Origin of the sequence: Rhodococcus sp. 14C212 (assembly GCF_011058195.1) — a bacterium.
GTDB lineage: Bacteria > Actinomycetota > Actinomycetes > Mycobacteriales > Mycobacteriaceae > Rhodococcus > Rhodococcus aetherivorans.
On sequence record NZ_JAALEH010000022.1, the window covers coordinates 21,153 to 39,123 of the forward strand.

A 17,971-nucleotide genomic window follows, 5' to 3' on the forward strand; every position below is an offset into this window, starting at 1 on the left:
TTTGCATGCGCCTGTGGGGCTACTTGGGGTCGTGACTTCGAGCGAGCGATAAGTGCTCGTCAGTTATGATCCGAGGTCCGCGTCCGTCAACAGCACTCCGGTCAGGGCAACGGACGCGACCAGGACGGTGGAGACGGTGGCGAGGATGAAAGGGCGTGCACCGACCTTCCTTATCGTTTCGATGCGGACGCCGGCGCCGAGGGCGAACATTGCTGCGGTGAGGAGAGCGGTCTGCAGCGTCTTGGCGTGGGCGAGGAGATCGGCGGGGAGTATGCCAGTTGACCGTAGGCCTACGCAGACGAGGAAGGCGAGAACGAACAGCGGGATCAGCGGGGGACGTTTGACGTCCGCGCCTCTGCCGGCCAACCTGCGTTGGCGCATGCTGAGTACAGCGATGAGTGGAGCGAGCATGAGCACGCGGGCCAGCTTGATGACGGCTGCAACCCCCAATGCTGTACCGCCGATCGCACCAGCCGCCGCGACGGCCTGTGCGACCTCGTGGATCGACCCGCCCGCCCACAGCCCGGCGTCGGTGTCCGAGAGTCCGAGGACTCGTGAGAGCAGTGGGATGGTCGGAATCATCAAGGTGCCGAAGATGACGACGAGCGCGACCGCGGTGAGTACCTCCTCCTCCTTTGCGTCTGCGACACCGTCCACGGCCGCGACCGCTGCTGCTCCGCAAATCGAGAATCCACACGCGATCAGTAGTCGCTGTGTCCATGTGAGTCCGAGAAGCTTGCCCACGAACATCGTTCCGACAATGCCGAGGAAGACGATCGCGACCACCACGAGGCTGACCCCCCAGCCGAGTGTGAGGATGTCGCTGAGGAGCAGTTGTAGCCCCAGCAGTGCGACGCCAACGCGCAGTATCCTCTTCGCCGAAAAGGTCAGGCCAGGACGCACGAGTTCGGGAAGGTGCAGAACATTCGTGAGAACCGCTCCGAGCACGATGGCGATCAGCAGTGGGCTCACGGTCGGCAGGAGTCGGTTCACACCCAGCGCGACCGCTGTTCCGATGAGGCACAATGCAAGCCCCGGTGCCAGCGTGGAGATGCCGATCGCCAGTGGCGACTGCACCGATTTGATCCCCGCGGATTGCTCGCCGGTCTTCGATGTACTCTGTTGACTTCTCACTCGTTCAACTTCCGAAGAATGGAACAGACTGGGTACTGGTCGATTTGACACCCCGATATCACGCTCATACGCGTTTGCCTGTTCATGCTCTGAACGCATGACCCTCCTGCTGGTGTGACTGTCGGTCTCGCGGCTTGGGGTAGGGCAAGGTCCGCAACGACGCCGGTTCGGGTTCCGGCACCGGGACAGTGGGGTGTGGACCGTCTGCTCGTTTGTGAGGCGGGATTTCATTGCTTCCGGGCGTCACTGGGGTGTGTCAGCGACTTCGAGTCGTCGCGCCTTTCTCGATGCCCCTCCGATTTCGTGGCCGGACTTCGAAGAAATGTGCTGCCCTACAGCCGGAGCTGGAGCACCGGCGTGAAACGATGGGACCGGCGGAGGCCACTTCCGGAGTAATGACCCTCCGATCGACTGCGAGCGCGTGGATCGCGCGCAGTGGTGATATCGGGACAGGCCGTCCGAAATTCGTGGTGTGATTCCGCACCGACCTTCGGGGAAGTGGGCTCCGCTGGTCCTCGGGCGCATAACCGGAGAATCTTCCCCGGAGTCTGCGGCGGATTCTCAGTTTCTGAAGCTCTTAGCCTTCCTACCGCTGTTCGCTGAGACCGCGGCAACAAGGGCGATGGCAATTACCAGCAGAGATACGCCGTAGCTCCGTCCATCGAACCACGCAACGAGTAGGGTGCCCAACGATGGTGTGAAGGCCCCGCCGATGAGGGTCGCGATAGCGATGGACATCGACATCCCGGTGTATCGGACCCGCACGTCGAACATCTCTGCGAAGAGAGCTCCCTGAACTCCGCAGTAGACGAAGAGGAAGCCACCGAGAAGCGCGACTCCGAGGAACAGCATCAGTGGAGTGGCCTGGTCGATCAGGGCGAAGGCGGGAAACGCGACCACAGCGACGCCTAACGAACTCGAGGCGTAAATGCGATGACGACCGAACTTGTCCGACAGTGCACCGCCCATGAGGCAGAGCCCGAAGAAGAGCGGCTGTGCCAGAAGGACAACGTTCAGTACGGTGGAACGGCTCATCTCCAGTTGCCCAGTGGTGTAGGAAATCATGAAGGTCGTCACAATGTAGTAGATGACGGTGACGCCCAAGTACATCCCGATGCCGCGGGCGGCCGACACGCGGTTGTTGCTGACGAATTCGCGGAGAGGCATTGCGGTCTCGGCGCCGAGTTTCTGGACTCTCTCGAATGCGGGACTCTCGTGAGTCGACAGACGCACGAAGATGCCTACCAGGACTAGAAGTCCACTGAGAAGGAAGGGGATCCGCCAACCCCACGACATGAACTGATCTTCTGCAAGGAAATTCCCGATGAGTACAAAAGCTCCAGTGGCGAGGGCAAGACCGATGGGTGACGCGCTCTGCGGCCAGCTGCCGTAGAACCCGCGCCGATTCGGCGGCGCATGTTCGACGCACATGAGCTGCGCACCGGGGAGCTCGCCTCCTACTCCGAATCCCTGGACGAGGCGAAGGACGACGAGGAGTATCGGCGCCCAGACGCCGATGGCGTTGTAGGTAGGCAATACGCCGATGAGGAAGGTTGCGATGCCCATGACGAGAAGAGTGGTCACCAGCATGGACTTGCGGCCGATCCGGTCGCCGAAATGGCCGGCCACAGCAGCGCCGAGTGGCCGAGCGATGAATCCGGCGCCGAATGTCGCGAAGGCCGCGAGTGTACCTGCGACGGGGCTGAACGACGGAAAGAAGAGTTGCGGGAAGACGATGGCCGCGGCGGTTCCGAAGATGAAATAGTCGTAGTACTCGATGGATGTCCCGACCGTACTCGCCGCGACAACCTTCCCGATCCCATTCTTCGGTTCGACGTCAGGCAGTGGCGTCTCTCTGTCCAGCCTCGTCGGAACCCGCTCTGCGCTTATGTCCACTGTGACGCTCCTTGGTTTGATGATACCGACCGCGGTCGGTATCGTTACTACTTCGAACCTTGATACGTGGCTCGATGGGACGACAGTCCAGGTCAGGTAAAGCAGTAGCTCAGAACTTCGAAGGGCTCGCGTGCTCCGGTCGACGATTGGCGGATGGCCGGAGCCTTGGCGTTGTGCGTTCGTTGTGTAGGTCCGGTGACGCCGTGGATTCGGCCCGTTCGTCCCGTTTAGTCGTTTCCGACGGTTCGAGGTTTCTGAGTTGGCGACAGTGCGTGGGTGACGCCGCTTACCGTCTGCTTTCCGCGGTCTGTTCATGGTGGCTGGCGAGGCGGGCCGGATCCAATCCATTCTGCTTACCCAGGGCATAGGCCTCACTTATGGTGGCCTCGATGACATGGGTGATTGCCGGCGTTGAGGTGAGGTTGCGGGCTGGGGTCTCGCCCGTCCATTGCGTGGGTTATCGAGCGGGCGAACGCCCTGCTCGCTTGTTCCGCAAGTGCAGGGTGGGCCCGGTAGTTACCGAGCGTGCGAGTGCGTGACATCGCCGAGGCTGCGAGCGTCTTACCGACGACTGACAAGATCGGCTCTCCAGTCGCGAACAGGCGGTCGTTGCCGCCCTGATCGCCGAAACACGGATCGCGGTGGCAGTGGCCGAGCGGCCCGCTGGTGCCTGCCTCCGGTCGCGAGGCGCTGCTGCCGATCACTACCCGCTCTGCGCTGCGTGACGCGTTCGTCGCCTCCTACCGTGATCGAACATCCGCTCGTCGACGCGATCGCTGAACGACTCGGCGGCACCGACCGGTACATCGCCTGCGTAGTCGAGGCCAGTGCTACCGCCGCAGTGCGTGTGCCCTGGGACAATGGCTGCAGCCGACCCCTGTGTCCGCCGTGACCGGCGGACTCGTCGTGCCGTCCGGTGTATTACCGGATTTGCTGGGCATCATGCTCGCACCACGTGCCTCCGCACTCGATGCCGCCGAGAGACGGCCACACGGCCGGCATCGCGAACTCGCCGCGGCCCCGGAATCCTGAGGCTGGCCCGGCCCTCCAAGTAGCCCTCTCGATCCGGCGTCTGGGTGGGATCCTCTGCGTTCACTGATCAGGGGTCTCGATGGAAGGTGAATCGGGCGACGCACCCTACGGGGACCGGCCGTGTCGAGATGTTCTCACGTAGCAATGGTGAAAATCGGCAGGTGGGCAGTGGGTCCGTATGTTCTCTCGGTTTGTTGATTTGATACCACAAGACGTAATCACTGACGCCGGTCGGCTTTTGCCATTTTGATAAATGCCTGTGCGGCATAGGAAAGGCGATGGATGCTGTAATACATGTAGAAGGGTCGGTTGATGGGTGGATCCGGATGCTTGACGATGGCCCCGAGTTCGCGGAATCTCTCCGCGCCCTGGGCTGGTACGACAGCGCAGCCTGCACCCGCGGCGACGAGTGTCGGAAGTGTGTCCATGAAGGGTGATTCAACGGCTATCTTCAGTTCCGCCCCGATATGCGCAAATTCCTGATCGAGGATGCGGCGCATGGATGTGTGAGGTGGCGCAACCACGAAGGGGCAGTGTGCGATCTCCTTGATATTCACCGCCGGCTCGTCGGTCACAACAGTCCCAGGAGGCAACACAAAAACCATTTCCTGGGAGTCGATCTCCAAGCGTCTCAGGTTGCCCGACACCGATTCATCCGAGAATGATACAAGCACCTCGACAGGACTCTTGCCGAAGTGCTTGACAATTGGATCTTCTCCGAAGTACGGGTCGAGATGAACCGAGACCTGCGGATAGCGCTCCCGGAAGCGAGCGGTCCACATGGAAACCGGGATCGCGGCCAGTGCGGGCATTACGGAGATGTTCAGTGTCCCCCGAGGAACATCTTTGCTCTCTTCGACTGCGGCGACAGCCCGGATCGACGATTCGATCAGTCGCCGGGCGGGCCGTACCAGCGCCTCCCCGGAGGGGGTCAACTGCATGCCTCGAGACGAACGCGTGAAAAGTGGTACCCGCAGTTCTCTCTCGAGGCTCACGATGGACTGCGATAACGCGGGCTGGGTCATGTGCAGTACTGCAGCGGCGCGTCCCGTGGTCCCATGATCAACAATCGCCAAGAAGTGGCGCGCCTGACGAACCTCCACGGGCAGGCTCCTTTCTCCGCCGGGCTCTCAGCTTAGGCCAGCGAGCCGGTGCAGCCGCCGATCCTTGTCGCAACGCACGAGGTCGGGACGGCTCTTGAAGGTACCGCCGGCCAGCACGCTCGGGAAGGTACGCCGAGCGACGGGCGCCCGGGCCCCAGTGGACGGAGGTCGGTAGGCCGTGTTCGCCGGCACGAGCGGATCCTGATGCGCCCGGTTGAAGCTCCTCCGGGGGTAGCTGTCGTCCGGTGGGCCGGCCCTCGACGAGAGCATCGTCGTCGCTCTCCTGCAGGACCGCGGCGCTCGGCGTGAGTTGCGGACTCGCCAGGATCGAGCCTGGATCTCGATGTTGACAGGCGGCGATAAGCCCCACGTATCGAGGGCAAAAGAAGCGCGACTTTGTTCTATGGATCGTCGTTCCATAGCTTGAGTGAAGAGCAAATGGCCGGGGCAAAAGACTCCAAGCCGATGCCGATAGTGAATCAGTCGAGGCGAATCCTCGAAAACCGATCAAAGTGCAGGAGGAGATCATGACGGTCGAGTTTGGATGGTTCATCCCTACCTGGGGCGACACTGCCGCGTTCGGAGTGCCCGAGGCCGAAATCCCGCCCGGCATGGATCTCTTCGCGGGGGTGGCCCAATCCGCCGAGAATGCTGGTTTCGAGTATATTCTCGTTCCGGTTCAAACAAATTGCTGGGATGCATATATCACGTGCGCCATGGTTGCCGCCAAGACCGAGAAGATTGTTCCGCTGGTGGCTGCGCGACCCGGATTCATCGCACCCACCGTCCTGGCGAAAATGCTGTCGACGTTCGACCAGCTGACCGGTGGCCGAGTCCGGGTGAACCTGATCGCCGGAGGAACATCCAGCGAGCTCGAGGCCGACGGCTCGTTCTACGGCCATGACGAGCGATACGAATTGTTCGACGAATCTCTCGACGTCATGAAGCGTGCCTGGACCGAAGACGAACCGTTCGACTTCGCTGGCAAGTACTTCAAGGCGAACCAAATCGTGGTCAAGCCCAAGCCTTATCAGAAGCCCTTTCCTCCGATTTACCTCGGAGGTCTGTCGGAAGCCGCCAAGAAGCTCTGCGCAAGGCATGCGGACGTCCATCTCTTCTGGGGAGACACGCCGGACAAGATCGCCGAACGCGTGGAGGAGATGAACGAGCGTGCTGCGAGGGAGGGGCGTTCGCTGCGATACGGGATGCGGCTACACGTCATCGTCCGCGAAACGGAAGACGAGGCCTGGGCAGCTGCGCGAGCCCTTATTGCCAACGCTACTCCCAAGCTCCAACAGGAAAGGGCGGCGCTGGGAGATCAGTCCGAGGCGAACGATCGGATGAAGGAACTCGCAAAGGTCGAGAACCATATGATCGATGAGCATCTCTGGAGCGGCATTGCGACCGTCCGTGAAGGCGCCGGCGTCGCAATTGTGGGAAATCCCGAGCAGGTGGCGGCGACGATCCGTCGATTCATGGCTGCCGGTTGCTCGAGCTTCTGCCTGAGCGGCTACCCGCACGCGGCCGAGGCAGAGCGATTCGGAAAGCTCGTGATGCCGTTGTTCGCGGAAGACCTTGCCGAACAGGAATTGAGTGTCGGGTCGGATGCCGATTTCGTTCGCGAAGTGCAGCCTGTGAAGTGCTGAAGGCACTCAGCCCTAGTTGAAGTATGTGACCTTCGAGTCCAGCGTCCCAGGAGTGAGCGATGATCGATCTAGATCCCGTCAATGACGACCAGACAGCCTTGAGGAAAGCCTACGGGTGCTTTCCGAGTGGGATAGCGGCGGTATGTGCGTTGACGGACGGCGCACCGGATGGCATCGCCGCGAGCTCGTTCACGACAGTGTCGCTGGATCCTCCGTTGGTGTCTGTATGCGTACAGCACACCTCCCGAACGTGGCCGCGATTGGTCAAACGGCCTCGCCTGGGCGTGAGTGTGCTCGGTGCCGGCCAGGATGCGGCCTGCCGGCAGCTCGCTTCCAAGACCGGTGACCGGTTCGCCGGCCTGGACTGGGTCGCCACGGCACAAGGCGCGGTGCTGCTACGTCCGGCAACCCTGTGGCTGGACTGTGCGTTGCACGATACCGTGACCGCCGGCGACCACGATGTGGCGCTGCTGCGGGTCACCGCCCTGCGCATCCACTCCGACGTGGCCCCGCTGGTGTTTCACGCCAGTACCTTCCGACAGTTGGAGGCAGCGTGAGTACTCAGCTTGCCGACGCCTCCTCACGGCACCACATCGACGAGGTACCTGCCGCCCTCGACGCGTTGTGCGCCGGACGTCCCGTTCTGGTCCTCGACGACTCCGATCGCGAGAACGAGGGCGACGTCGTCCTGGCTGCTGCTATGGCCGAGCCGTCTTGGGTGGCGTGGATGGTGCGGCACACCTCCGGACTGTTGTGCGCGCCGCTGCCCGCGGCACGAGCTGACGAACTCCACCTACCGCCCATGGTCGGACGCAACACCGATCCCCGCGGCACCGCCTACGCTGTTTCCGTCGATGCCGCCCGGGGCGTCTCGACGGGCATCAGTGCCACCGACCGCGCGCATACCGCCCAGGTATTGGCGGATCCGTTCACCCTGCCCACTGATCTCAGTCGCCCTGGGCATGTACTGCCGCTGCGGGCTCGCCCCGGGGGCGTACTGGAGCGACGTGGCCATACCGAGGCCGGCGTGGACCTGTGTCAACTGGCCGGCCTGCCACCGGTTGCGCTGATCGCCGAACTGGTCAACGACGACGGCACCATGTCGCGCCGTCCCGACATTCTCGAGCTGGCCAGTCGAACAGAACTGCCGATGCTCGATATCGATGCCCTGGTGACACATCGGCTCTACCACGGCGACGGGCGGACCGGACGAGTTTCGCGCGTTGCCTCCACCCGGCTGCCTTCGGCTCACGGTGGACTCCGGGCCATCGGATACCGCGACGAGATCACCGGCGCCGAGCATCTCGCCCTGCTCGGAGAAGACCCGGCGGGTACCTACCCTCTGGTTGCCATCCACCACGAGTGCCTGCTCGGAGATGCCTTCGGCAGCCTGCGCTGCAACTGCGGTGGCAACCTCGGTGCGGCCCTGGACCAGATCAGCACCCAGGGTGGCGTTCTCCTCTATCTCCGGGCCGGCCAGGGGCACCTGAATTCCGTTCTGCGGGACGGACATCAATGCTCGCAAACCACAACATCGAGCGACGCCGCGGCCGCCGCGATACTGGCCGATCTCGGCTTCTCCGATGTCCGCCTGCTCGATGGACCGACTACAGCGTCCGGATTGACCCCTGGCGGAATCGGCGTTGTGGATCGAATCGTCTCCCCACCGTTGAGTGCTTGACCAGGTCGGCACGGCAAATACCACTTCGGCCATCTACCGGTCTCGAAAGGAAACAACTCCCATGACCAAGTACGCATCGCCCGGCACGGCCGGAAGTGTCGTCACCTTCAAGGCGCGCTACGACCACTACATCGGCGGCGAGTACATTGCTCCCGTCAAGGGTGGCTACTTCGAGAACGAAACCCCCGTCACCGGAGAAAAATTCACCGAGGTCGCCCGAGGAACCGCCGAAGACGTCGAGCGTGCGCTCGACGCCGCCCACGCCGCCGCAAAGACGTGGGGCAGAACGTCGGTCACCGAGCGGGCTGCCGTCTTGAACAAGATCGCCGACCGCATGGAGGCGAATCTCGAGAAGCTCGCCGTCGCCGAGAGCTGGGACAACGGCAAGCCTATCCGAGAAACCCTCGCCGCGGACATCCCGTTGGCGGTGGATCACCTCCGCTACTTCGCCAGCGCAGTGCGGACCCAAGAAGGTGGCATCTCCGAGATCGACGAGGACACGGTCGCATACCACTTTCACGAGCCGCTCGGGGTTGTGGGACTGATCATTCCGTGGAACTTCCCGCTGCTGTTGGCGATCTGGAAGATCGCCCCGGCCCTGGCGGCCGGCAACACCGTCGTTCTCAAGCCGGCCGAGCAGACCCCGGCATCGATCCACGTCCTGCTCGAGGTTGTCGGCGACCTGCTGCCGCCGGGCATCCTCAACGTCGTCAACGGATTCGGTGTCGAAGCGGGTAAGCCTTTGGCGTCGAGTCGTCGCATCCAGAAGGTCTCGTTCACCGGGGAGACCACCACCGGACGCCTGATCATGCAGTACGCCTCGCAGAATCTGATCCCGGTGACCCTCGAACTCGGCGGCAAGAGCCCCAACATCTTCTTCGACGACGTTGCGAGCACCCAGGACGCGTTCTACGACAAAGCCCTCGAAGGCTTCGCGATGTTCGCCCTCAACCAGGGCGAGGTGTGCACCTGCCCGTCCCGCGCTCTGATCCAAGGGGGCATCTACGACGATTTCCTTGCGCAAGGCGTCAAGCGAGTCGAGCAGATCAAGCAGGGACACCCGCTCGATACCGAAACCATGATCGGTGCGCAGGCATCCAACGACCAGTTCCAGAAGATCCTGTCGTACATCGAAATCGGTAAGCAGGAGGGCGCGACACTTCTTACCGGCGGTGAGAAGGCCGACCTCGGTGGTGACCTGTCCGGAGGGCACTACGTCCAGCCGACCGTCTTCGAGGGCAACAACAAAATGCGGATCTTCCAGGAAGAGATCTTCGGTCCTGTCCTTGCCGTCGCGCGGTTCGACGACTACGACGACGCCATTGCGTCGGCCAACGACTCGTCGTACGGCCTCGGCGCAGGTGTCTGGGTTCGCGACGGCAGGACCGGTTACCGCGCCGGACGCGACATCCAGTCCGGCCGGGTGTGGGTGAACAACTACCACGCCTACCCCGCACACGCGGCGTTCGGTGGATACAAGCAGTCCGGAATCGGGAGGGAAAACCACAAGATGATGCTCGACCACTTCCAGCAGACCAAGAATATGCTGGTCAGCTACTCGCAGAACGCCCAGGGCTTCTTCTGATACGAAGTGCCCACCGCGGGGAGCTATCCACCCGGTGACCGATCGGTGCCGAGACCTGCCGCAATACCGGCAGGTCTCGGCGCATCGCCTTGCGGGTAGATCGGGTCTGCTGCACGGATGGGTGATATCCCATCTGTCGTGCCGTGTGGTGTCACTGGAAGGATGTGCACTGTGCCGAAACCGTATCCGGAAGAGTTCCGCGACGACGTCGTCCGCGTGGCGCGCAGCCGTGAACGGGGCCAGCATCTGAAATAGGTTGCGGCCGAATTCGGATCAGCGAATGCTGTCTGATCGACTCGACAAGGCCGCCGACATCGAGGACGGAATCGACCCCGTTTCCACCGTGAGCGAGGACGCTGAACTGCGCGAAGCGCGCAAGCGTGTCCGTATGCTCGAGCAAGACAACGAGGTGCTACGAGGTGCCGCGGCGTACCTGTCGCAGTCGGACCTGCCGGAAAGGCTCTACCCGCTCGTGAGCGTGCCGGCCGCTGACGGGATCCCAGTGGTGGTGACGTGCCGGGTACCCCGAATCGCTGGTGGCTCAATGGCATCACCGAACAACACACCGGTGAGGACAAGCTCTACGTCTGCGCAATCAAGGACGGCTGCTCCACCGGATCGTGGATGACTCGATCAGCGACCGAACGAATTCGCAGCTCGCTGTCACCGCACTCGAATCAGCCGTCACCTGACGTGGCCAGGTCGCCGGATGTACGGTCCATACGGACCGCGGATCGCAGTTCCGCTGTCGAGTTCGTCCGCACACTCGGCAGCCACAATCCGGTCGGCTCGATGGGGAGAGTCATAGCCTGGCGACAACGCCGCCATGGAATCGTTCCTCGCATCCTGCAGAAGAACGTCCCCGACCGTCGCCTCCGGGCCGCCCGCGAACAGCTACAGATCGCGATCGTCACCTGGATCGAGAGTATCTACCACCGCCGCCGACGCCAGACCACCCTCGGCCGATTGACCCCAGTAGATGAGCTTGCGCGCGGCTGCGACCGCGTCGGGGTCGTCGGTGATCACGGCCGCCTCATCGGTGACGGTGGAGCTATCGGGCGAGGACGGCGGGGAGGTGGCGTGCGCACGCAGTGCGCAGCGGCGTTGACGACCAGGACGTCACCGGCGCGGAGCGGGAGCAGGTCGGGCGCATCATTACCCACAGACGATCACCGCGTGCCGTGGCGCCTTCCTCGGAGTGCGGCGGGGATGTGCGGCCATGGGGCTCTGCCCGTGAAAGGTCGTCCTCGTATTCGGAAACGGTAGTGCGGCCACGACCGACGGGATCTCAGTCCCTTGGGGTCTACCTGGTCGGCCTCCCTGGTGTGCCTGCGGATGCGAGGGTGGCTGGATGGATGGGACGTGACACCTGCCCTGGGAGATGCGCCGTTTGTGGTGGGCCGACCGGGCTCCCCTCACGTCCATTCGTTCGGTCCTGCCGCCCGCGCTCGAGCGGTCGCTGTCGATGCGATGCGTCCAAATCGCGGGTCGCTCGTCAGAGATGTCGACTTCCCCAACCCAGGGGAGCGCCGTCTCGGAAGGACCCTCAGATGATGACCAGCCGTGTCCACATCGCGCTCGACGCCGACGACACCAACGTACCGCCCCTCCTTGCGGGGGTGCCCCGACGTCCGGGCCGGCGACGTCGGAGCGCGCCGGCAGTGCACGTGCCCGGCACCGGTTCGGAGGCGTGAGATGAACGCCCCTGCAGTAGTGGTGGACGATCTCCATGTCGCCTACGACAAGACGTGGGCGCTCGACGGCCTCGACCTCGAGGTGAGGGCGGGCACGACGCTCGGCGTGCTCGGCCACAACGGCGCCGGTAAGACGACCTTGATTCGCGTGCTCACCACGCTGGTGCGGCCGACCGTCGGCCGGGCGCTGGTCGAGGGCCTCGACGTCGTCACCGACGCGATGGACGTGCGCCGCCGGATCGGAGTCACCGGACAGTATGCCGGACTCGACGAGTTCCTCACTGCCCGAGAAAATTTGGAACTGATCGGCCGCCTCGCCGGTCTGCACGGCCGGGCACGGGCTCGGGCCGACACTCTGATCGACCGGCTCGGGTTGCTCGACCTCGCGTCGCGGCGGGTCGGTGAACTCTCCGGTGGGTCACGACGTCGGGTCGACCTCGCCGCCAGCCTGGTCGGATCTCCGTCGGTACTGTTCCTCGACGAGCCGACCACCGGACTGGATCCCATCGCCCGCAGCGCGCTGTGGGACGTCGTCGACGAACTCACCACCAACGGCACCACCGTCGTGCTCACGACCCAGTACCTCGAAGAGGCCGACCGGCTTGCCGACCACATTGTCGTGCTCAACCGGGGGAGGGTCGCCGCCCGCGGCACGCCCGCCGAGCTGAAGCGGATGGTCGGCGGCAAGGTGGTGACCGCCACGATCCCCACGCACCAGCTCGGCGGCCTGCCGTTCGGACCCGAGACCGAGAATCCCGTCGACGGCGGTCGGGTCCGTGTCTCGCTCACCGTAGGCGACGCGATGACCGCTGCCGAACTCGTCGCCCAGCTCGCCCGGGACCGCGTCGACGTCAGCGACCTCGATGTCGCCTCGCCCAGTCTCGACGACGTCTTCACCCACCTCACCCCCGACGGAGCCACCCCATGAACGCCATGCTCACCACCCGATCCGGGCGGTCACCCGCCGGGGACCAGCTCGCCGCTCTCGTGGTCCGCAATCTGCGCACCAGTGCCCGCGTCCCGCAGTTGCTGATGTTCTCGCTGACCATGCCAATGGCGATGTTGGTCCTGTTCAGTCAGGTGTTCCGCAGTGTGGCGGCCGGACCCGGTTTCCCTGCCGGGGTCAGCTACATCGATTTCCTCACCCCCGCCATGCTGGCAGTCTCCACCGTGATGGCCGGCACCAACGCGGGGGTGTCCGCGGCGATCGATCACACCAGCGGCCTGCACGACCGCTTCGCCGCGCTTCCCATGCGGGCGGCGCTGCCCGGTGTGGCGCGCACGCTCAACGAGGCCGCGTTCACACTCGCCCGGGCCGCGCTCCTCGGTCTCGCCGCCGTCGTACTCGGGTTCGAGTTCCATGGCACCGTCGTCGACGCCCTGGCCGGCCTCGTCGTTCTCGCCGTGCTGGCCGCGGCGATGAGTGCCCTGTTCGGGCTCATCGGTGACCGACTCCGCCGTCCCGATGTGGTGCAGTTCGCCGGGATGATGGTGATGATGCCGCTGATGTTCGTCTCGAGCGCCTTCGCCCCGCTCGGGACCATGCCCGGTTGGATGCAGGCCGCCGCGACGCTCAACCCGGTCGCCCACGCCACCGATGCCCTGCGCGGCCACGAGCTCGGCACCGCCACGTTCGGCGACACGGCCACTGCCGTCGTCGCTGCGGTCGCGCTGTGGGCGACGGTGACGCTCCTGCCCGGCATCGCGCGCCGGTTGCGCGCGTTGGTCGCGCGTTGAGCCGGCCCGCCTGGGCGGTGCGCTGCCGGGATGGTTCATACCCGCGATCGGACTACCCGTCCACGGGACTGGAAGGTCGTCGTCGGTCGAACAGATCGCTCGACTGTGCAGTCGCGAGAAGGCACAGGAGGCGAAGATCGCGCCCTACCTGGACGACCTCGTCATGCAGCGCGGACGCGCACCTCGACGAAGGAACGGATACTCATGACGGTTGCGCGGGCGTGACCCGTGAACGGGTGCAGCAGCGTAGGCACGACCTCGTCCGACCCGGCCCGAGCTCAGCGGCGATACCGGATCTCGCCGCGGATCACGGTGCAGCGCACTACTTCCACGGTCGGCTCCGCAAGCGCATCGGTGAGCGAACGGTCGAGCAGCACCAGATCCGCCGGCGCGCTCACCTTCACCCGGCGTGGCCCGCCGCCGGGATCGTCGAGGGGGGACAGGTAGCGGTCGAGGGCCTCGGCGGCGGTGATCCGCTCCTGTGGACCGACGACGTCACCGGTGGGGGCGCGACGGTTCGCCGCGGCCGCGATGACCGCCCACGGGTCGAGCGGCCCGTACGGCGCGTCGCTCGACAGGGCGACGGGCACGCCGCCGTCGAGCAGTGACCGGCAGCGGTACAGGTCCGGCAGATCCCGGGTATCGACCCGCTCCAGGTAGTCGTCGCCGCGGTGCGCGAGGAAGCCGGGTTGAGTCACTACGCACAACCCACGCCCGCGCAGCTCGCCGATCGACTCGGGCGGAACCAGCGCGCCGTGCTCGATCCGGTCGCCGGGCAGGGCGCCGGCCTCGTCGAGCACCGCGAGGAACAGGAGGAGCGCCTCGCGGCTGACGCAGTGCACCGCCACCGGCCGACCGCGGGCGTGGGCGCGACGGACGGTGCCGGACAGGGTCTCGAAGTCGGGCAGTTCCGAGTCGGCAAGAACGATCTTGTACGGGCCGGTCGTCACGGTCGCCGGTCGATTTTCGGGGTCGCCGCCGAGAGGTACTCCCAGCAGGTGTACTCGTTGCGGCAGCACACCGGAGACGTGTGCGTCGATCAGCGCTGCCAGCGAGTCCGGGGCCAGATCGGGTGTGGCGTCGGTGATCCCGGTGATCCCGAGGCGGGTCAGGTCTGCGCCCACGGCATCGAGCGGTGGCGGCCCGGTGGCAGGCAGCCGTTCCCGCAGCCACGCGTCCGCACGCCACACCCGCCCGGTGGGACGACCGGCGTCGTCGCGCTCCACCCCGGGATGGTCGGCCGAGTCCAGTGCGGCAAGGGTCGCCGCCGCCGAGTTGAGCACCCACATCGCCCCGCTGCGGTGCTGCAGCCGCACCGGCCGTCGCGCGTGCAGCAGGTCCAGCGTCGCGGCGTCGAGCAGGCCCGCAACCGTCTCGACGTAGCCGACGCCGCGGACCCAGCCGTCGCCGGGCGCGGCGTCCAGCGCCCGGGCCAGGTCGTCCGGTGTGCGCACGTGCGGGGGCCCGCACCGGACCGAGGTGGCGTCCGCAGCCGTCGCGTGCAGGTGCAGGTGATGATCGTGCAGTCCCGGCAGCAGCGCCGCGCCGTGACCGTCGATCACCTCGGCGCCGCCGGCCTCGAGGCCGACCCCGATCGCCGTGACCCGGCCGTCGCGGACCGCGACGTCGCACCGGCCGGCCGGAAGCGCGACGTCGCGCAGCAGCAGGCCGGTCACCGAGCGATCCCCCGCTCCGCCAGCACTGTGGCGGTGTCGCGACCCGGTTCGGCGACGTCGCCGCGCGGTGTGCGCGGTTGCGGAGTCACGATTTCCGTACGGCCCGTCGAGGTGTCGACGTACCACTCGTCGCCCCGTCGGTATGCCTGCGCCGCAGCGGTTTCGGCTCCGTCCAGGGTTGCGGCCACCGTCGCCGCCATCGAGATGTCCCACAACACCCCGCCGCCGTCGCCGGGCGCGGACATCGCCAGCGCCGCCGCGGTCAGTCCCGTGAGCGGATCGGCGATCGCGTCACCGACGAACATCGGCCCGGCGTCGTCGCGGGCGACGAGTCCGGCGGACGCGGCGATGTCGTCGCCGAAACCCACCCGGCCGGATCCGCGCCCGTGCGCGGTGATCGACACCCACGTTGCGCCGCCGGCGACGAACTCGTCTGCGTTCAAACCGAATCCGGCCAGCGCGCGCGGACGGGACGCCTCGATCACGATGTCGGCGGCCGCGACGAGCGCGGCCAGGGATGCGCGCTCGTGGGGGAGGGCGGGATCGAGCTGCACGGTCTCGTGGCCACCGTGCAGCAGGCGATAGAAGTCGGGATTGCCGCGGCGGGCGCCGTCCGGCCGGGACGGCGTCTCCACCTTGATCACCCGCGCCCCCGCGAGGCCCAGCAGGTGCGCGCACAGCGGCCCCGCCCACAGCGCACTGAAGTCGACGACGAGCAACCCGTCGACGGGGCGCGGCGCCAGCGGTCGCAGGGGGGCGGGAGCGTGCGCAGGGGTGACGGGTCCGGCCGCGACGCCGAGCAGGTCGGCGCGCTCGGCCAACTCGGCGCCGGTGTGCTCGCGCAGCCAGGCCTCGACCGCGGGCCACGGGTCGTCCCCGACGTCCGCGCCGACGAGGGCGCCGAGCAGCAGCGGGTCGTCGGGGCGGGCGCACGAGACGGCGGCCCAGCCGTCGGCCGTCGGCAGCAACCGGCACGACCCACCGGCCGACGTCGCGCCGGCACGGCGATGCCCGGTGAAGGCGGCGCGCTCGGCGAGCACGCGCGCCCCGTCGAGCTGCACCGCCCCGCCGGTGACGTCGGCGATCCACGCGGTGCGTTCTCGCGCGACGGTCGCCGCGCGACCGGGGGGAATCAGGGGTGGCCCGTCGGGACGGCCGGTGAGAGAAGCGATTCCGCTCTCGGCCCAGTCCCGCACCGGGTCCGGGCGCGCGGAGGTCGACACGCTGCCGATGCTACAGTCCGCGAAACGACTTCAGGACGGCGGACATGCGCATCGACGTACGAACCCTCACGGTGGCGGAACTCGCGGGGGGCGCCGCGGACACCCCGCTTCTCGGTGACGGCGCCGCCCTGCCCGAACCCGTGCTGATCGTCGACCTCGACGACGCCGACGAGGCGATCGTCGAGGCCGCGGCCGCCCGCGTGCCGGCACTCGACCGGCTGCTCGTCGGACGCTGCACGGGCGCCGTCCCGGCCGCCCTCGCGCCGCTGACCGCCGCGCTGGACCTCACGTACGTCGCGGGGCCCGATCCGGCGGACCGGGCGGTGGTCGGCACCGAGGACGTCGACGCGGCGCTCGAGGAGTTCGTCCTGGCGGTGGGACGGTATCCGCAGTCGGCGCTCGTCGCCGGACAGGTGGTGCGGATCTCGGAGACGCTGCCGGTGCCCGAGGCGATCGACGTCGAATCGCTGGCCTACTCCACCCTGCAGGGCGGGGCCGAGTTCGGTGGCTGGCTCGACGAGCGTCGCAGGCTCGGGCGGTCCCTGCCGCCGTCGCCCGCCGCGGATCCGGTGCTGATCGACCGCGACGGCGACACCCTGCACCTCACCCTCAACCGCCCCGAACGCCGCAACGCCTACGGCACCGCGCTGCGCGACGCCCTGGTGGAGGCGCTGCGCCTGCCGCTGCTCGACGACACCGTCGCGCGGGTGGTGCTCGACGGTGCCGGGCCGTCGTTCTGCGCCGGCGGTGACCTCGACGAGTTCGGCCACACCCCGGACACCGCGACCGCTCACCTGATCCGCACCCGCGGAGGCGCGGGACGGCTGATGGCGCGGCTCGCGGACCGGATGGAGGTGCGCCTGCACGGGCACTGCGTCGGCGCCGGCATCGAGGTCCCGGCATTCGCGAGCCGGATCGTCGCCACCCCCGACACGCTCTTCCGGCTGCCGGAGGTGACGATGGGCCTGATCCCCGGCGCGGGCGGCACCGTGAGCGTGCCCCGCCGCATCGGCCGCTGGCGCGCGCTGCACCTGTTCGTCACCGGCACCGCGCTCGAGGCGCCGCGGGCGCTCGAATGGGGGCTGATCGACGAGATCGCCTCGTCGGGGGAGTGAGCGAAGGGGTGAGCGAAGGGGAGTGAGCGAATGTATCGCCCACTCGATCAGATCGAGTGAGCGATACATTCGCTCGGGCCCGAGCGACCGCGAGTGAGGTCAGCCGGCCGCCGGTGTAGCCGCCCCACGAGTCGCAGAACCGTCCGGCAGCCAGCGGACGTACCGCAGTCCGCGGCGTTCCCTTTCGGTGAGTCCGCCCCAGATTCCGTGCTGCTCCTTGTTCTTCACGGCATCGTCGCGGCACGGGAGGCGGACCGGGCAGGCCGCGCAGATGTCCCGGGCCGCTCGTTCCCGGCGTTGCCGCTCGCCCCAGGTCTCGTCCTCGGGGGCGTAGAAGGTGTCCGGTCCGACGAACCGGCAGCGGGCGTGCAGACGCCAGCTGTGACCGTCGCGTGCGTCCGGGACGGCGGTGGGGCTCAGTGCGAAGGCGGGGAGTGTCATGTCGGTTC

The 17,971-nt window shown here is 66.4% G+C and carries 14 protein-coding genes and 2 pseudogenes; 9 read left to right on the plus strand and 7 right to left on the minus strand.

The genetic code is table 11. The annotated features are described in order from the left end of the window. Positions 1–63 precede the first annotated feature (63 nt). The 3 genes from G6038_RS12395 to G6038_RS12405 all read right to left on the minus strand — a co-directional run bounded on the left by G6038_RS12395 (position 64) and on the right by G6038_RS12405 (position 5,165). Positions 64–1,086 carry a putative sulfate exporter family transporter gene (locus G6038_RS12395; protein ID WP_165038124.1) on the minus strand — a complete coding sequence of 341 codons (1,023 nt, stop codon included), beginning with the start codon at positions 1,084–1,086 and terminating at the stop codon, positions 64–66. A gap of 609 nt (positions 1,087–1,695) precedes the next feature. Beyond that, positions 1,696–3,030: an MFS transporter gene (locus G6038_RS12400; RefSeq protein ID WP_165038037.1), complete on the minus strand. Its 1,335-nt coding sequence runs from the start codon at positions 3,028–3,030 to the stop codon at positions 1,696–1,698. Positions 3,031–4,280: 1,250 nt separating this feature from the next. After that, the gene (locus G6038_RS12405; RefSeq protein ID WP_165038039.1) at positions 4,281–5,165 is read right to left on the minus strand and encodes a LysR family transcriptional regulator; all 885 of its coding nucleotides are present in this window, start codon (positions 5,163–5,165) and stop codon (positions 4,281–4,283) included. A gap of 527 nt (positions 5,166–5,692) precedes the next feature. Between G6038_RS12405 and G6038_RS12410 the strand changes: the two genes are divergently transcribed. The 5 genes and pseudogenes from G6038_RS12410 to G6038_RS30935 all read left to right on the plus strand — a co-directional run. Then, on the plus strand, positions 5,693–6,811 hold the full coding sequence (locus G6038_RS12410) for an LLM class flavin-dependent oxidoreductase (RefSeq protein ID WP_165038041.1): 1,119 nt from the start codon (positions 5,693–5,695) through the stop codon (positions 6,809–6,811). Positions 6,812–6,870: 59 nt separating this feature from the next. After that, positions 6,871–7,368 (plus strand): flavin reductase family protein, encoded by a 498-nt coding sequence (locus tag G6038_RS12415; RefSeq protein WP_165038043.1) that lies wholly within the window; start codon positions 6,871–6,873, stop codon positions 7,366–7,368. Next, the gene (ribB, locus tag G6038_RS32075; protein ID WP_346772808.1) at positions 7,365–8,492 is read left to right on the plus strand and encodes a 3,4-dihydroxy-2-butanone-4-phosphate synthase; all 1,128 of its coding nucleotides are present in this window, start codon (positions 7,365–7,367) and stop codon (positions 8,490–8,492) included. Before G6038_RS12415 ends, ribB begins: the two co-directional genes overlap by 4 nt. A 61-nt stretch (positions 8,493–8,553) precedes the next feature. After that, positions 8,554–10,077, plus strand: a complete 1,524-nt coding sequence (locus G6038_RS12425; RefSeq protein ID WP_165038045.1) for an aldehyde dehydrogenase family protein — start codon at positions 8,554–8,556, stop codon at positions 10,075–10,077. Positions 10,078–10,248: 171 nt separating this feature from the next. Then, positions 10,249–11,058, plus strand: a pseudogene (locus tag G6038_RS30935) (DDE-type integrase/transposase/recombinase); the annotation flags it as partial. A gap of 6 nt (positions 11,059–11,064) precedes the next feature. Here G6038_RS30935 and G6038_RS31290 read toward each other — a convergent pair. After that, positions 11,065–11,330 (minus strand): annotated as a pseudogene (locus tag G6038_RS31290) (hypothetical protein); the annotation flags it as partial. A gap of 297 nt (positions 11,331–11,627) precedes the next feature. On the opposite strand from G6038_RS31290, the gene G6038_RS12430 reads away from it, so the two are divergent. Genes G6038_RS12430 through G6038_RS12440 form a run of 3 tightly spaced genes read left to right on the plus strand, consistent with a single transcriptional unit; the run spans position 11,628 to position 13,508 of the window. Next, positions 11,628–11,771: a hypothetical protein gene (locus tag G6038_RS12430; protein ID WP_165038047.1), complete on the plus strand. Its 144-nt coding sequence runs from the start codon at positions 11,628–11,630 to the stop codon at positions 11,769–11,771. Position 11,772: 1 nt separating this feature from the next. Continuing rightward, on the plus strand, positions 11,773–12,699 hold the full coding sequence (locus G6038_RS12435) for an ATP-binding cassette domain-containing protein (protein ID WP_165038049.1): 927 nt from the start codon (positions 11,773–11,775) through the stop codon (positions 12,697–12,699). Beyond that, positions 12,696–13,508, plus strand: coding sequence for an ABC transporter permease (locus tag G6038_RS12440; protein ID WP_165038051.1), 813 nt, complete (start codon positions 12,696–12,698; stop codon positions 13,506–13,508). The genes G6038_RS12435 and G6038_RS12440 overlap by 4 nt, the downstream gene beginning before the upstream one ends. Before the next feature lie 278 nt (positions 13,509–13,786). On the opposite strand, the gene G6038_RS12445 is transcribed toward G6038_RS12440, so the two are convergent. Continuing rightward, on the minus strand, positions 13,787–15,184 hold the full coding sequence (locus G6038_RS12445; protein WP_165038053.1) for an amidohydrolase family protein: 1,398 nt from the start codon (positions 15,182–15,184) through the stop codon (positions 13,787–13,789). Further along, complete coding sequence (locus G6038_RS12450) at positions 15,181–16,407, minus strand: CoA transferase (RefSeq protein ID WP_165038055.1); 1,227 nt, start codon at positions 16,405–16,407, stop codon at positions 15,181–15,183. The genes G6038_RS12445 and G6038_RS12450 overlap by 4 nt, the downstream gene beginning before the upstream one ends. A 44-nt stretch (positions 16,408–16,451) precedes the next feature. On the opposite strand from G6038_RS12450, the gene G6038_RS12455 reads away from it, so the two are divergent. Further along, positions 16,452–17,522, plus strand: coding sequence for an enoyl-CoA hydratase/isomerase family protein (locus tag G6038_RS12455; RefSeq protein WP_165038057.1), 1,071 nt, complete (start codon positions 16,452–16,454; stop codon positions 17,520–17,522). A 99-nt stretch (positions 17,523–17,621) separates the two neighbouring features. Here the strand turns inward: G6038_RS12455 and G6038_RS12460 are convergent, their stop codons facing one another. Then, positions 17,622–17,963 (minus strand): WhiB family transcriptional regulator, encoded by a 342-nt coding sequence (locus tag G6038_RS12460; protein WP_165038059.1) that lies wholly within the window; start codon positions 17,961–17,963, stop codon positions 17,622–17,624. Positions 17,964–17,971 lie beyond the last annotated feature (8 nt).